Source organism: Clostridium amazonense, from assembly GCF_056431285.1.
Genome location: NZ_JBWKMH010000010.1, coordinates 78,208 through 94,448, shown reverse-complemented (window position 1 = coordinate 94,448; position 16,241 = coordinate 78,208). Strand labels below are relative to the sequence as shown.

Annotated in this window: 15 protein-coding genes; 3 read left to right on the top strand and 12 right to left on the bottom strand. The window is 28.2% G+C overall.

What is annotated here, in order from left to right:
• Window positions 1–37: 37 nt before the first annotated feature.
• The 4 genes from buk to cdaA all read right to left on the bottom strand — a co-directional run bounded on the left by buk (window position 38) and on the right by cdaA (window position 4,914).
• Window positions 38–1,135 (bottom strand): butyrate kinase, encoded by a 1,098-nt coding sequence (gene buk, locus AC07E4_RS04890; RefSeq protein ID WP_478215838.1) that lies wholly within the window; start codon window positions 1,133–1,135, stop codon window positions 38–40.
• Window positions 1,136–1,263: 128 nt separating this feature from the next.
• Window positions 1,264–2,868 carry an NAD(P)/FAD-dependent oxidoreductase gene (locus AC07E4_RS04885; protein ID WP_040327610.1) on the bottom strand — a complete coding sequence of 535 codons (1,605 nt, stop codon included), beginning with the start codon at window positions 2,866–2,868 and terminating at the stop codon, window positions 1,264–1,266.
• On the bottom strand, window positions 2,849–4,096 hold the full coding sequence (locus AC07E4_RS04880; RefSeq protein WP_040327609.1) for a CdaR family protein: 1,248 nt from the start codon (window positions 4,094–4,096) through the stop codon (window positions 2,849–2,851). The genes AC07E4_RS04885 and AC07E4_RS04880 overlap by 20 nt, the downstream gene beginning before the upstream one ends.
• Window positions 4,066–4,914: a diadenylate cyclase CdaA gene (cdaA, locus tag AC07E4_RS04875; protein ID WP_040327608.1), complete on the bottom strand. Its 849-nt coding sequence runs from the start codon at window positions 4,912–4,914 to the stop codon at window positions 4,066–4,068. The genes AC07E4_RS04880 and cdaA overlap by 31 nt, the downstream gene beginning before the upstream one ends.
• Before the next feature lie 304 nt (window positions 4,915–5,218).
• On the opposite strand from cdaA, the gene AC07E4_RS04870 reads away from it, so the two are divergent.
• Together AC07E4_RS04870 and AC07E4_RS04865 are read left to right on the top strand one after the other, a co-directional pair.
• Window positions 5,219–6,196 (top strand): hypothetical protein, encoded by a 978-nt coding sequence (locus tag AC07E4_RS04870; protein WP_430829084.1) that lies wholly within the window; start codon window positions 5,219–5,221, stop codon window positions 6,194–6,196.
• A gap of 119 nt (window positions 6,197–6,315) precedes the next feature.
• On the top strand, window positions 6,316–6,480 hold the full coding sequence (locus AC07E4_RS04865) for a hypothetical protein (protein ID WP_158644463.1): 165 nt from the start codon (window positions 6,316–6,318) through the stop codon (window positions 6,478–6,480).
• An 82-nt stretch (window positions 6,481–6,562) separates the two neighbouring features.
• Here the strand turns inward: AC07E4_RS04865 and trxA are convergent, their stop codons facing one another.
• From trxA to AC07E4_RS04830, 7 genes are all read right to left on the bottom strand, one after another.
• Complete coding sequence (trxA, locus tag AC07E4_RS04860; protein WP_040327606.1) at window positions 6,563–6,874, bottom strand: thioredoxin; 312 nt, start codon at window positions 6,872–6,874, stop codon at window positions 6,563–6,565.
• A gap of 41 nt (window positions 6,875–6,915) precedes the next feature.
• Window positions 6,916–8,196: a tetratricopeptide repeat protein gene (locus AC07E4_RS04855; protein ID WP_430829085.1), complete on the bottom strand. Its 1,281-nt coding sequence runs from the start codon at window positions 8,194–8,196 to the stop codon at window positions 6,916–6,918.
• A 467-nt stretch (window positions 8,197–8,663) separates the two neighbouring features.
• Window positions 8,664–9,194, bottom strand: a complete 531-nt coding sequence (gene citX, locus AC07E4_RS04850; protein WP_051540155.1) for a citrate lyase holo-[acyl-carrier protein] synthase — start codon at window positions 9,192–9,194, stop codon at window positions 8,664–8,666.
• A gap of 5 nt (window positions 9,195–9,199) precedes the next feature.
• Window positions 9,200–10,243 (bottom strand): [citrate (pro-3S)-lyase] ligase, encoded by a 1,044-nt coding sequence (gene citC / locus AC07E4_RS04845; RefSeq protein ID WP_478215837.1) that lies wholly within the window; start codon window positions 10,241–10,243, stop codon window positions 9,200–9,202.
• Between the two features lie 114 nt (window positions 10,244–10,357).
• Window positions 10,358–11,788 carry a potassium/proton antiporter gene (locus AC07E4_RS04840; RefSeq protein ID WP_040327603.1) on the bottom strand — a complete coding sequence of 477 codons (1,431 nt, stop codon included), beginning with the start codon at window positions 11,786–11,788 and terminating at the stop codon, window positions 10,358–10,360.
• Window positions 11,789–12,157: 369 nt separating this feature from the next.
• Entirely contained in the window at window positions 12,158–13,108 is a 951-nt protein-coding gene (locus tag AC07E4_RS04835) for an L-threonine 3-dehydrogenase (RefSeq protein ID WP_040327602.1), read from the bottom strand.
• A 140-nt stretch (window positions 13,109–13,248) separates the two neighbouring features.
• On the bottom strand, window positions 13,249–14,442 hold the full coding sequence (locus AC07E4_RS04830; RefSeq protein ID WP_040327601.1) for a glycine C-acetyltransferase: 1,194 nt from the start codon (window positions 14,440–14,442) through the stop codon (window positions 13,249–13,251).
• Between the two features lie 400 nt (window positions 14,443–14,842).
• Between AC07E4_RS04830 and AC07E4_RS04825 the strand changes: the two genes are divergently transcribed.
• The gene (locus AC07E4_RS04825; protein ID WP_478215836.1) at window positions 14,843–15,478 is read left to right on the top strand and encodes a 4Fe-4S binding protein; all 636 of its coding nucleotides are present in this window, start codon (window positions 14,843–14,845) and stop codon (window positions 15,476–15,478) included.
• A 47-nt stretch (window positions 15,479–15,525) separates the two neighbouring features.
• Here AC07E4_RS04825 and AC07E4_RS04820 read toward each other — a convergent pair whose 3' ends face one another.
• Entirely contained in the window at window positions 15,526–16,233 is a 708-nt protein-coding gene (locus tag AC07E4_RS04820) for a lysophospholipid acyltransferase family protein (RefSeq protein ID WP_040327599.1), read from the bottom strand.
• Window positions 16,234–16,241: the final 8 nt, after the last annotated feature.

The window sequence follows — 16,241 nt, the reverse complement described above, 5'->3', positions numbered from 1 at the left end:
GTTTATTTTTGAATTTATATATAATTTTAAATAAAAATTATTTTCCGAATTTTTTAATTTCATTTTCGTATATTTTGAAATCTTCTTCCCTATTTTCAACTCTTAATGCACCTTCGGCTAATGCAAGCATTTCATCTTCACCTGGCACTACAATTATTGGTGCTATAAAGCCAACATATTCATTTATCCAATTCATTAATCTTTTATTGTAAGCTAGTCCACCTGTAACTATTATTCCATCCATTTTGCCATTGATTACCGTAGCCATTGCACCTATTTCTCTAGAAATTTGATATACCATTGCCTTGAATATCATTTCAGCTTTTTTGTCACCTTCATCTATTCTTTTATCAATAATTCTGCCGTCATTAGTTCCAAGATATCCAATTAAACCACCTTGTCCCATTATCTTTCTTGACAATTCTTTTTGACTATACTTTCCACTGAAAGCCATATCTACTAAATCGCCTACTGGTAGTCCACCTGTTCTATCTGGTGAAAAAGGTCCTTCTTGACTTGCATTATTGCAATCAAGTAATTTACCATATTTAAATGGTGAAACAGATATTCCGCCACCTAAATGTGCTATTACAAAACTACATTCTGAAAGTTTTAATCCTTTCTCTTTACAAACTCTTCTTGCAACAGCTTTCATATTAAGTGCATGAACTAAAGATTTTCTTGGCAATTCTGGAAGTCCAGATATTCTTGCTTCATCACATATTTCATCTACTGCAACTGGATCAACTATATATGCTGATACATTGACTTTTTTAGCTATTTCATCAGCAATAATTCCACCTAGATTTGATGCATGTTGACCTTGTACCCCTATTTTTAAGTCTTCAAGCATTTTATCTGTTACTTTATATGTTCCACTTGGCATTGAACTTAAAAGTCCACCTCTGCCAACTACACATAGCAGTTCACTCAATTTAACATTTACTTCATCTAGCCATTCTAATATAACTTTAATTCTCATATCTTTTTGATCATATATTGTGTCAAAGCTTCTTATAACTTCCACATCATGATTTAAATTTGTAGCTACTATTGATTTTTCCCCTTCAAATATAGCTAACTTAGTTGATGTTGAGCCTGGATTTACAACTAAAACATACCTTTTGCCTTCCATAAAATATACCCCCAATTGCAAATATTAGATAACAGATAATATTCCCCAATATTATCTGCTACCATTTTTTTTATTTATTCCCTTTTTTTATTTTAACAAACTGTTAATACAAATATCAACTAAATTGTCTAATAATTTGGTATATTATATTTTTTCATAATTGTTTCACTTACTTTTAAACCATCTACAGCTGCTGAAATTATACCACCAGCATATCCAGCACCTTCACCAGCTGGATATAGTCCTTTTGTTGATATGCTTACATCTTCTTCATTCCTATTTATTCTTACTGGTGCAGAAGTTCTTGTTTCTACTCCTGTAAATATAGCTCCACCTTCTGCAAATCCATGTATTCTTCTATTAAATACAGGCATAGCTTCTTTTATAGAATTTACTACATAGTTTGGCATACAATTTCTAAGGTCACTAAACTCCACTCCTGGTGTATAGCTTGGTTCTATTCCTTTTAATTTTGTGCTTTTTCTATCATTTAAGAAATCTTCTACTAATTGAACTGGTGCATTGTAATTTTTTCCACCTAATTCAAATGCTAATTTTTCATATTTTCTTTGAAATTCAATTCCTGCAATTGGTGAATCACTTCCAAAATCTTCTGGCCTTACTGAGGCTACTATTGCTGAGTTTGCATTTATATTATTTCTTTTATAATTACTCATACCATTAACAACTACAGTGTTTTCTTCTGATGCAGAAGCAACTACATGTCCTCCAGGACACATACAAAAACTATACACACCTCTACCTGTACATTTTGCAGTGTGAGTAAGTTTATATTCTGCAGCCTTAAGTCTTGGATGATTTTTATATGAACCATATTGATTTTCATTTATAAGATCTTGTTTGTGCTCTACTCTAAATCCAATTGCAAATGGCTTTGGTGACATAAATATTCCTCTTCTAAATAACATCTCATATGTATCTCTTGCACTATGTCCTATTGCTAAAATTAACACATCACATGGTATTTTTTGACCATTTACAACTACTTCTTGAACTTCATTATTTTTTACAATTATATCTTCTAGTTTTGAATTAAATTTTACTTCTCCACCTAGTTCTATAATTCTTTTTCTAATGTTTTTAACAACAACTTTTAATATATCAGTTCCTATATGCGGTTTTGCCATATATAAAATTTCTTCCGGTGCACCGTGATTAACTAATTCTCTAAGTACATAATCACATCTAATATCTTTTATTCTTGTTGTTAATTTTCCATCAGAAAATGTACCAGCTCCACCTTCTCCAAATTGAACATTAGATTCAGTGTTTAACTTCCCTTGATTCCAAAAATTATCTACAGATGCAGTTCTTGCATCAACATCTTCTCCACGTTCAAATATTATAGGTTTATACCCTTTTTGAGCCATAATAAGACCAGCAAAAAGTCCTGCTGGCCCCATCCCTATAATAATTGGTCTTTTTTGTAGTTTTTCTGTTCCGAATGTAAATTCTGGAGCATAAACTTTCTCTTCTATTTTTACATCATTACTGTTTATTTTTTTAACTATTCTCTCAGCATTATCACACTTAACATCTATTGCATAGTTAAATTTAATATTGTTTTTCTTTCTTGCATCTATAGACTCTTTGACAACTCTAAGTTCTTTTATATCACTATCTTTTATCTTCAATTTTTTACTTGCTATTTTATTTAAATTACTTAAATCTTCATCTATATCTAAGTTTATATTATTGATTCTTATCCACATCAGTATTGTTTTCCTCCACTTTTTTCTTTATGTTTACTTTTACGCTATCTGCACTTTGAGATGATATTGTAACTCCCTCTGGAATACCAGCTATAGAAATTTTAACAGCATGATCTCCATCATTTAACCCTTTTAAATCTATAGTAGCTGTTATACTATTGTCAGCTATAGTTTTTATTAAACTTTCATCTCCAGTAATAGTTACATTAACTATTTCAGTATCTACTTTAATAGTTGCACCTTCTAAAGCATTTATATGTTTTATTGGCACTTTTATAGTTTTTTCTATCTTTTTCTCTTCTAAAACATTTATTTTAACATTAACACTTCCTAGTGATAATTTTAAATTAGATGGATTAACTAACTTCACAGTTAATGTAGTATCTTGAACTATTTGACTCAAATCTACTGTTTCAGTATAAATAGCTTCTATTTTACCAACGTCACCATCTTTTCCTAGTATTTCTACCTTATTAGGTTCAACTTCAATGCCCTGAAGTGTTCCTTTCAAAACATTACCAGTAGTCTGAACTTGTATTGGAACTACCTTTCCTTTTTTTAGGTCGACTTTTGCATTTACGCTTGTAACTGATAGATTAACACCCTCTACAGCATTTCCATCTTCATTAACAGCAATTAAGTCAACATTTTTGTTTATATCATTTTGAATTCCTGTTACATCAATTCTTGCAACAACGTTAGCCACTTGATCTACCAACTTTTCAGAACCATGGACTTTAACATTTGCTACTGATATTGTAGTTCCATCTATATGATATCCCTCTGGCAAAGTCCCTATTATTTCTGGTTTTATTTCCATTTCTTTTTCTTTTAATTTATCTATTTTAACTTTTATCCACATAGATTCATTTGAAACTATTGTAACCCCTGATGGCGATTCTTTTATTTCAACTGGAATTCTATTTTCTCCAACCTTTAATGCATATTTACTTAAGTCTGAAACTATTTTAAAATCTTTCATTTTGTCTATTTGATAAACAGCTTGTGATGCACCCTTTACTGTTATGTCAATACTATAATCTTGATCATCAACTACAACTAATCCATGTTCTTCTAAAGTCTCTACATTTTGAATTTCTACTGGCACATACTTTATAACATGACTAGTAACTGGATTCTCTACATTTCTTATATATATCCATAATATTAAAGAGGCTATTACACAACAAATTCTAATTAAGATGTCTTGTTTTTTGTCTTTTTCCATAACCTAACCCTCTCTTTAAATGTTACTTTACTATTATGTCTACTTTTCATAATTCGCACGAGAATATTTTTTAGTTTCTCTCCGTCATAATTTCTAAGTAATCTACCATTTACTGCTAATGAAATTATTCCTGTTTCTTCTGAAACTATAATAGTCAAACAATCAGTTAATTCTGTAACTCCTATACCAGCTCTATGTCTAGTACCTAATTGTTTATTTAATTTATCATTACTAGTAAGAGGAAGGAAGCATCCTGCCGCTACAATTCTATCATTTCTTATAATTGTAGCTCCATCGTGTAATGGAGTGTTAACAACAAATATGTTTTGAAGTAAAGCTGATGATACTACTGCATCTATAGCATTTCCTGTATTAATAATATCTCCAAGACCTGTTTTTTGTTCTATTATTATTAATGCACCTGTTTTTTCAGCTGCTAATGCTTCTACTGCATCTACTATCTCGTTTACTACATTGTTCATCACTTCTTCATCTTCATAGATTATCTTATCTACAAATGAAGTTCGCCCTAAATGTTCTAGCGCTTTTCTAACTTCTGGTTGGAATATAATAACTACTGTTATAACACCTATTGTTAAAGTTTTTGTAAGTATCCAACTTAGCATAGTTAAGTTAAATAATTCGCTTATAGGAATTAATAAAATTATAAATATTACTCCTTTTAAAAGTTGCTCTGCCCTTGTTTCCTTTATTAGCATATAACCTTTATAGAAAATAAAGGATACTACTAATATATCTATGGCTGCAAACAAATTAAATCCTTTTAAACTATTTAGAAGTAACTTTACACCCTCCATTGTTGCCTCACCTCTTATTTCTACTTTATTTTCTTATTTTAAAATACTTTTACACATATAATTATACACTAACGGATATGTTTATAATACATTTAATAATATTTATTTTTTAATTTTTATATGTAAAAAAACACCTTTATATACTTAAAAATAATAAAATCAAATTCCATTAATTAAGAATTTTTTATAAATAATTTAAAAGTAATATTACTTTTCATGAATATTTCTTATCACTTCTTAATATAAGTTTATAAAAACATAGTTTAATTTTTAAGTTTTTTAACATTTTAAGGAGGATAAGTTTATGAACATAGTTTTAAAGGATAAAAAATCAGATTTCATTAAATATGTAATTGTGGCTTTTGCTGCTATATCACTTTTTTGTTTAAGTTACAATATTTTCAAAACCCCTGTGGCTAAAAACAGTATGTTAAGTTATTTAAAAGAAATTCAAGATATTAATAATAGCTGTAAAGTATTTATTAAAGATAATACTTTGGATTATAATAAAGCACTAAAAAACATACCTGCATTAAAGGAAAATTTAAATAAAGTAAAAGAAACTACTAATATATCTAGTGAAACACAGCTTCAAGCCTATACAGATGCCATAAATAACAACATACTTATTTATGAGCAAATTGAACTTATGCTTAAAAATCCTATGGCTAAAGATAATAGCATTAGTGTAGCCAATCTTAAAAATTATTATGACACAGCTAATTCTAATTATTCATTACTTGTCAAAGATGCTAATATTTTAGGCGAACTTTCTACTGCTATTAAATTAACTAACAATTATTGTCTAGATAAATCTAATACGAAAAAGGTAGATAAAATACAATCTGAACAAAATGAAATCTTTGTAACCACATTAGATACATTTGTAAGTTCTTTTAATGACTTAAAATCTACAGACCTTTTAGAGATTGTATCTAAAGCTAGAAATAATGAAATGACTTATGAATTAGCACTTTCTGAATTGGATAATCATATAAGTAAATTTTCCACACTTTGTAGTGAATTAAAAAAGTTATCTATTCCTAATGGTGCAGTTAAATCATATGAAAAATTAAATTTATCAATAGATGAATATGGTAATTATCTTGAAAGCTTTAAACACGGACTATCTATGGAAAAAGTATATTCTAAAAATGAAAAAAAATCTAAAAAAATGTCAAATGCTCTTTATGATAATTCTAAAAGTTATTTAGATAATTGTAATGAATATTATTCCAAATTCTTGAGTTTTTACAAAGAATATAAGTCTAAATATCTTTAAAATTTATTCTTATACCTATATATAATTGGCATATTGAGTGATTTAAACATAGATTATAAAAATTATGTATTTTTTCTTGGATTAAGGTAACAATAAACTACATAAAGAGGTGATAATATATGAGAAAACTTATGATAAAGTTTGCAGCAATAATTTTAACAATCTTATGTTTAGCTCCTATGCAAGAAGGTAGCTCTTTAGCAGAAGAAACACTAATAAGATTTAATGGTAAATGCACAGAAGTTTTTAAAGAAAATCATATATTTGACTCTACTGATTTGTAGCCCATTTAATCTTCATCCATTTTAATATGATTATATTTATTAATATATAAAAAAAATAAGCCCTACATAAGGCTTATTTTTTTTATATATGTTTTTCTATTATTGATTTTAAATCATTTTTATCTTTGTATCCTATAGATGTGTCTACCACTTCACCATTTTTAATAATTTTAATAGTTGGTATACTCATTACTTTAAACTTTTTAGCAATTTCCATGCTATCATCTATGTTTATTTTCACAAAAATTGCATCTGTCATTTCACTAGATAGTTCATCTATTACTGGTGCTAACCTTTCACATGGACCACACCAATTTGCCCAAAAATCAAGTACTATTGGTTTATCTGTGTCTAACAGTTCTGAATTTAAATTACTTTTATTTAACTCATTCATAAAAGCACCCCATTTCCTATATCATTAAAATATAGTTATTATTACTTACTTAGTATTTGTTGTATATTTGAATTATTATATTGTGACTCTGGAAAATCATTATTTAACTTTTCAGCATACCCCTTAGCTTTCCCTAAGTCTATATTTTCATTTAAAACAGCTAATTTGTATAAAACACCTTCAGTATAACTTCCACTAGAGAACTTGTTTACATACATTTCATAATACTTTAATGAAGTTACAATGTCATGCTGTTCTTCATAACAAACACCTAACATATATATAATATGTTCTTCTAAATAATTCCCATCACTAATATTATATATTTTAGTTAGTTCATCTACTGCTTTTTTATACTCTTTTTTCCCTATGTATTCTTGAGCTTTGTCATAATATATTCCAATTGCATCCTCTTTTACAAGATTATATGCATTAATGTACATTTGCTTTTCATTTATTCCTAATTGCTCATTTTTATATTCTTCTATTACTTTTAAAAGTTCTTCGTAGTTTTTACTATCAATATACGATTTTACTTTTTCTATTGAAAATGTGCTCTTTTCTTTCACTTCTTCTTTAGGCTTTGCTTCTTGTTCTTGTTGTTCAGTTTCTTTATCTTCTTTTACTTCTTCGGTTGTAATCTTCTCTTCCTCTTTTTTAACATCCTTTTCTGATTGTTTTTTTAAGTTTGTTACATTTTTAAAACTAGTAATAATCTTATCTTTATTTACACCTATGATACAACCTAAAGACACTATTACTACTATACATATTATGCTGGCAATTGCCTTTTTATTAACATTTTTCTTATGTTTTATTGCTCCTATATCTTCTAAAGACTTAATCATTTCTTCTGCTATCTTATTATGTTTATCTATTTCAATTGTTTTTAATATATAATAATACGATTTTTCATACTCCCCTAATTTTATATAACAATTTGCCATTAAATTATTTAAATTAATGGAGTTAAAGTCTGAAGCTTTCAATTGCTCTAAAAGTTTTAACGCTTCTTGTGGTCTAATAGCTTTTATTAATTTATTAACTTCTTTGAATTTATATACACTTTCCCTATCATTCTTACTATCGTCTAAATATTTTCTAGCAACTTCATCATTATTCATACGATAATTCATCTTCCACTGATTTCTAGCAGATTCTAAATCACCCTTAACATAATAAATAAGACCTTTTAAGTTTAAAGTTGCAGAATTGGCCCTATTAGCACTTAAGCTTTTTTCACAAAACTCCATAGACTTATCAAGATATCCATCATTATAAAAATCCATTGCCTTCGCATAATACTTTCTACTCTTCTCCAAACTTTCACCGCCTTTCTATAGTGTTTCAACCTAATATTTTCGTTTATACAATTACTAATTGATAATAGTAGTTTTAAATTTAACTCTTAGCTTTTTTCTTGGAACAAATTGAAAATTAGAAAGTACTATATTCAAATGCCACTAGGCAAGGTTGAAACCTCGCCTATAGATAAATTGTCACTTTTCCCCTTTTTCTTTGTAGCTGAGATTTCAATCTTGGTGATCTTAGGTTTTGATGCTCCCCTAAAATCCAGTTAGAATAAATTCCACCCTACATAGTGATTAATAATTTCTCCCCTTCGTAGCTGAGGTTTTAACCTTGGCGGTCTTTGCTTTGGATATAAATTTTTTAAAGCAATATATCCAAATGATATTTTGTAAGAATGAATTCTAGCCTACAAAGATGGTAATGACATTTTAAAATAGAACTACTTTAACATTCACTTTCCATTATCAATTTTTCATTTTCAATTAATATCAGTATATTCTCTAACCTTATTTATTAAAAAGTCCTCTACTTCTTTTACTGTATGATTTTTGCTTCTTATACAAATATGAGCATAGTTATCACATATAAAACATTTTCTTTTCTCGCATCCTACAGTTTCCCTACTTATAGATTTTAAAAATTCGCCATCAGTAGTTTCATATACATCTATATCCCAAAATCTACCTAGCTTGTGTTCATTTTCTAATGATACAGTTTTTCTTTTAACATCGTAATTATCATCATTTATAGCCATAATTATATATGGACCTTCCGCAGACTTTTTATCTAATATGTATTCTATCCTATTATTAAATATTTTTATAAGTTCTTCTCTACCTTCATTTATAATGAATTCACTTATATCATTTTCTTTATTTACACCTGGATAGTTTACTCTAGCTACAATAATTGTACCTTTATACTCACTTGCTACCTTTTCTATAAGATTAACTCGTTCTTCTCTTGATTCTAGTATTGCATTTGCTTTTAATATTTCTTCTCTATCCATAACTCTTAGTGTGCAGAATTACTATTTTTTATATTCTCCACTATTTCCTTCCCTTTTTCGCTATTTAAAAAATCTATTGTAACTTTAGGTATTAATTCATTAAACTCAGTTATACTATCATTTTTTATAAGTTCCCTAACTCTTGATGCACTAATTGCACTGTCTTTTTCTGTCTTTCTTTCAACTTCCACAACTTCTACATCAAAACCTGGTAATATATCTTTTAAAGTTTTGTTGTATGCATTAGTAACTTCACAATAAGGCTCACTACCCACATATCTTTTCTTTATATTAAACTTTTTAGCAAAGTACTTTCCAAAAATAGTTGCATCTAAAGTTGTGTATGCACTTAATATATCATCTTTCTTACGTAGAAAGTAAGATGGGAACGTAGCTGATGATATTATATATTCTGTTCCTTTTATTACTTTAACATTTTTAAGATGTTCACAACCTTTTTTAACTAAATTATATCTATCTTCTACTGGGAATAGTGATTTATTTTCTTCTACTATGAACACTAAAACCTCTTCATTTTCACTAGCAGCTTTCTCTATTAAATATAAATGACCTAAAGTAAATGGATTACAATTCATTACTAATGCTGCCCTGTTTTTTATTTCATCTAAGTTATATTCTTTCATAATTTTATCAAGTTTAGAATTTATATTGTAAATTCCATTTTCCAAAAGTGCAACTTTCTCACCTTTTTCTATTAACTTATATCCAAGGCCTAAAAATATTTCAACATTTTTAGGTTTTGTAAAAATAAAGCTATGATATTTTCCTTCATCAAATAATTTATCATTTAAAGCATTTAGAAGCTTGGCTGAGACCCCTTCACCTCTTAAATCATCATCTACTGCAAAGCATTTAAATACACTCTTAGATTTAGAACATGTGGCCTTTATTTCATCATCTACTCTTATAACTACTGTATAATCAACATCTTTGTCTAAATCCAACTCAAACTTTTCTAGAAATTTTTTAACTTCCTTTACGTCACGTTCTCTATTTAAATTTACTTTTTCTACATTTAATTCATACATTCTCTAAGTCACCACCATAATAATTTCAAAATTCACTCTTAATTATACATTAAATTTTTAAAATATTGTAATAAAATTAAGGAGAGCACAGAAAATTGCACTCCCCTTACATTTTTAATCAAAACATTCCATATAGTTTTTATCTAAATTATTACATCCAACAACAAGAACATCTCCATCTTCAATTACAGTAGATCCTCTCGGATGTACTATCATATTCTTTCTCTTTATTAAAACTACAAGAATATCATCAGGTATCTCTAAGTCAACTATCGCTTTATTAACACATTTATTTTCCTTTGTTACTCTAACTTCTACTAATCTTTCATTAAAATCATCTTTATAGTCATTAAATGTTTTTAAAACTGGCATATCATCATCTACTAAATCTAATTTTTTAGCTAACGCTGGAATTAATGTACCTTGAATTGAAACCGAAAATAAAGCTATAAAAAACACAATATGAAATATATCTGTTTCTATAATTGCCTTATGAGTAACTGCAAAGATTGCAAAAACTATAGATGCGGCACCTCTCAGTCCAACCCATGATATAAATATTTGCTCCTTTAATGGCACTTTAAACCATGTTAATATTCCAAATGTAGCAATAGGTCTAGCAATAAATATTAAAAATAAAGATATTAATACAGCAGGGAATATTATATCTGGCATTTTTGATGGGAATGATAACAATCCTAGTATGAAAAATAACATAATTTGCATAAGCCATGATATACCATCAAAAAAACTTACCAAACTCCTTTTATGTTTTATTTTACTATTTCCTATAATTATTCCACAAATATATACACTTAAATAGCCATTTCCCCCAATCCATTCACTAAGCGAATAAGATAATACAGCTATTGCCATAACAAATATAGGGTACATTCCCTCAACTTCAAAATTAACTTTCTTTAATATAGCAGAAACAATTTTAGCTAATACAATACCAACTAAAACTCCAAAAATAATTTGAGAGCATATTAAAATGAAAATAGACTGTTTTTTAGCCTCATTACTCATAAAACTTAATATAGTTATAGTAAGCATATATGACATTGGATCGTTGCTTCCACTTTCAACTTCAAGCAATGATGCTAATCCATTTTTTAAGTTCAATTTTCTTGAACGTAAAATTGAAAATACTGATGCTGCATCCGTTGAGCCAACTACTGCACCAATTAATAATCCTTCAAGAGTAGACGTTTTTAATATAAATTTACAAAATACTCCTGTTAATACTGATGTTATAATAACACCTAGTGTAGACATAAGCACAGATTTTGTTGCTACAGGTTTTGCAGCTTTCCAATTTGTGCTGAAACCACCATAAAACATAATGAAAATTAATCCAATAGAACCTATTTGCTGCACTAATTCATAATTTTCAAATTTAATTCCAACAATTCCATCTGAACCAAAAAGCATCCCTATTACTAAGAATATTAGTAATGATGGAACTCCAAATTTGTAAAGTGCTTTGCTAAAGAATATGCATATTAGCAAAACTAGAGAACATAAAATTAAGGGTACTGTCATAAATATTATCATCCCTTTCTTAAAATTTAGTTTTTTCTTAATAATTGAATTGTCATTTATAAATATGATTTGAAATTTGATTACTTAGTATGCTATTTATATAAAAATTAATATGAGTATATTTATTTTTTATATACTTAAAAGGAAGATATATTAAATTCAATAATCAAACGTAATTTTTGATACAATAAATAAATTTAAATAATATCTTAATTCCCCACATATAAATTATAGCTGGAATTAAACATTTGTGTCAATGTTTTTATAATTTTCAGTTTATTTTAGACGAAGAAAAACTAACTAAGCATTTAGCTTAGTTAGTCATTCTAGGAAGAATTTTTATTTTATATAAACTTATAGTTATATAAGCTATATACCTTTTTCTTTTAATTTTTCTAACATATCTTTAGTCATTTTCTCTAAATCATACTCAGCTTTAAATCCCCATTCTTCCTTAGCTGCTGTACAATCTATACAATCTGGCCAAGAATCTGCTATTGCTTGTCTTACTGGATCAACTTCAAATGTTATCTCGAAATCTTTTATATGTTTTTTGATTTCTGCAGCAATTTGTGTTGGTTCAAAACTCATAGCAGCTATATTAAATGCATTTCTATGCTTTAATTTAGATTCATCAGCTTCCATTAAAGTAATTATTGCATTTATAGCATCTGGCATATACATCATATCCATATAAGTTCCTTTATCTATATATGAAGTGTATTTTCCATTTTTTAGTGCTTCATAATAAATATCAACAGCATAATCTGTTGTTCCACCACCTGGAAGAGCTACATATGATATAAGTCCTGGGAATCTTACCCCTCTTGTATCTACACCAAATTTAGTGTGATAGTAATCACATAATAATTCTCCTGATACTTTTGTTACACCATACATAGTTTTAGGTCTTTGTATAGTATCTTGTGGTGTATTTTCTTTTGGTGTATCTGGACCAAATGCTCCTATAGAACTTGGTGTAAAGAACTGACATTTAAGTTCTCTTGCAACTTCTAGTGCATTAACAAGTCCACCCATATTTATATTCCAAGCTAATTGTGGTTTTGCTTCTGCAACTGCTGAAAGTAATGCTGCTAAATGCATTATTGTATCAACTTTATGCTCTTTTGCAACCTCTAAAAGTCTTGCTCTGTCTGTAACATCAACTATTTCAAATGGACCTCCAGTAACTACAGGATTATCTTCTGGTTTTCTTATGTCTGTTCCTACTACATTTTCATTTCCATATCTTCTTCTTAATTCTGTAACTAACTCACTACCTATTTGTCCTAAACAACCCGTAACTAATATCTTTTTCATAAACTTATGCCCCACTTCCATTAAATAATATAAATGTCCTAATGTCCTATTTTTAAATTATGAAGGCCTTATCCTCCATTTTATATTTTTATTAACTTAAAATAATTTAATTTTATATATAAATAAGTGCCTCTTACTCACTATTTAATAATCCCCATTTCCTTACCAACTTTTGCATATATAGCTATTGCTTTATCAAGCATTTCTTTTGTATGTGCTGCTGTTGGCATATTTCTAACTCTTGCTGTTCCCATTGGTACTGTTGGGAATACTATAGATTTTGCATATACGCCTTCTTCATATAGTCTTCTACTAAATTCTTGAGCTTTATCAGCTTCACCTATAATGCATGGAGTGATTGGTGTTTCACTATTTCCTATATTAAATCCAAGTTCTTTTAGACCTTTCTTTAAATAATCCCCATTAGCCCATAGTTTTTTGTTAAGTTCTGTACTTTCTGTTAATATATTCAAAGCTTCAATACAAGCACCAGCTGCTCCTGGAGTTAAAGAAGTTGAAAATAGGAATGGTCTACCCCTTACTTTTAACCAATCTATCAAATCTTTAGAACCAGCAACATATCCTCCAACAACTCCTATTGCTTTAGATAATGTTCCTATTTGGAAATCAACTTTATCAGATAATCCGAAATGTTTAACTGTTCCTGCACCATCACCAAGTACTCCTGAACCATGCGCATCATCAACATATGTTATTAAGTCAAACTCTTCTGCAATCTCAACTATTTCTGGAAGCTTAGCTATGTCTCCATCCATTGAGAATACACCATCAGTTATAACCATTATTTTTTCATATAAGCCTGATTCTTTAGCTTCTTTAGCCTTAGCTCTTAAATCTTCCATATCTGAGTGATTTACTCTTATTATTTTTGCACCAGATAATCTGCAACCATCTATTATAGATGCGTGATTTAATGCATCTGATAATATAGCATCTTTCTTATTCATAACAGCAGATATCGCTGCCATATTACAATTGAATCCTGATTGGAATGCAATTGCAGCTTCTGTATGTTTAAACTCTGCTAATTTTTTTTCAAGCTCTATGTGTATATCTAATGTTCCGTTGATAGTTCTAACAGCTCCAGCTCCAGCACCATATTTTTCTGTTGCTTTAACTGTTGCTTCTATCATTCTAGGATTTGTAGCAAGTCCTAAATAGTTATTAGATGAAAGATTTATAAGTTCTTTTCCATCAATATTTATAACTGGACCATTTGAACCACATATAACATCTATCTTGTTATATAATCCCTTACTTTTTAAATCTTCCAAATTAGTTGTTAGAAAATTTTTTAATGCATTACTTCCCATTTTACACTCCTCCTATTTTTTCATATCGAATAAAGAACTAATTTGCAATAATATTGTTGGTTAATTGTAAATGCTTAATAGTTTGTTAACTTTTAACAACTAGTTAATTTTTAAATACATATTCACCTATCTATTTGTTTTCTACATAGTTCTTAAATTCCCTCTAAAATTTTACAAATATTTTTAATATTAACTTTTTGTTAACAATTCAGACTTTTTATATAGTTTATCTTTATGTTCTTTAAAAATTTTTCTTTATATTTCCTGTATAAATATATTTTAAAATATTTAATTTATGTGTTTATCTTAATAATTTTATAAATACTCATTTAATCATAAAATAAATATTAAATCATACAATTAACTATAAAATCCAATTAAACATAAGGGAGATATTGTTATGAACTTTTTTAAGAAATATGGTTATATAATCTTTCTAGTATTTTTAATTGCATCTCTTTTTGATATGAGATTTGCACTTATTGCTATAATTTGTATGGTTGCTCCCATAATTATCTCATTATTTGGTAAAGGTAGATATTGGTGTGGAAACTTTTGTCCTCGTGGTAGTTTTTTTGATAACATTTTGTCTTATGTATCACCTAAAATTAAAGTACCAAGATTTTTTAGAAGTATTTTTCTTAGAGCGTTTATGGTACTTTTTATAATATATATGTTTGCCAATGGAGTGAGTAAAAATTGGGGTAATTTATTTGGAATAGGCCTAGTTTTTTATCGTATAATTGTCGGAACATCAATTGTTGGAATTGTACTTGGTTTATTCATATCACACAGAACCTGGTGTAATTTCTGTCCCATGGGTTCAATTGCCTCATTAATCACGAAAATTAGAGGTAAAAAAATATCTCTTAAGGTAAGTAGTAACTGCATAAATTGTAATATTTGCACTAAAACATGTCCTATGGGCATATCACCTAAAGATTATAAAAATGGATATGTATTAAACTCTGATTGCATACACTGCAACGAATGTTTAAATGCATGCCCTAAAAATAGCATTCAAAAAAATTTCTAAATTAAAATACAAAAGGAGATATACTAACTTCGCATATCTCCTTTTTTTTATTTATTTATCTTATAAAATCCTTGATACTCTTCTGGTAATAATGTTGAAACTGATGTCATTATCTCCCACAGTGCTCTTTCATGATATTCATTTCTATCTTCATCTTTTTCCTTAGCTGGTAACTTAAATGGTTTTCCTACATTTAATTCTACATTAGCTTCACATATTTCTTCTGATTCCATTTCATTCTTATTTATTGGCATAAACTTTTCTGTTCCTGTAATTCCAACTGGAACAATTGTTGCCTTAGAAAGTTTTGCAATTAAAATTATTCCTTTTTTAGCCTCTATCATTTCACAAGTTCTACTTCTTGTTCCTTCTGGGAATATCATTATGTTTCTTCCTGATTTTAACGTATTTATAACTGCTGCTATAGCATCTTTATCTGCTGAATTTGGTTTTATAATAACACGTTCAACTAAATCTAAAACTAAGTTTGTAAAATGATTTTTACTAAGTTTTTCTCCTGCTACAAATACTGGCTTGTATTCTTTTAATGCTATATCTAAAAACATTCCATCAGAATTGCTTAAATGGTTTGATATGAAAATTATAGGTCCTTCTATACCTTTTAAGTTTTCCTCACCATTAATTTTTAAATGTCCGTATGTCTTGCAACACTCTTCTATTTTACTTCTAAGTACTTTTTCTCTCATATCCTTTGGTAACTCTTCTACAAGAGCTAATTGATGCTTTAAATCCATATATAATC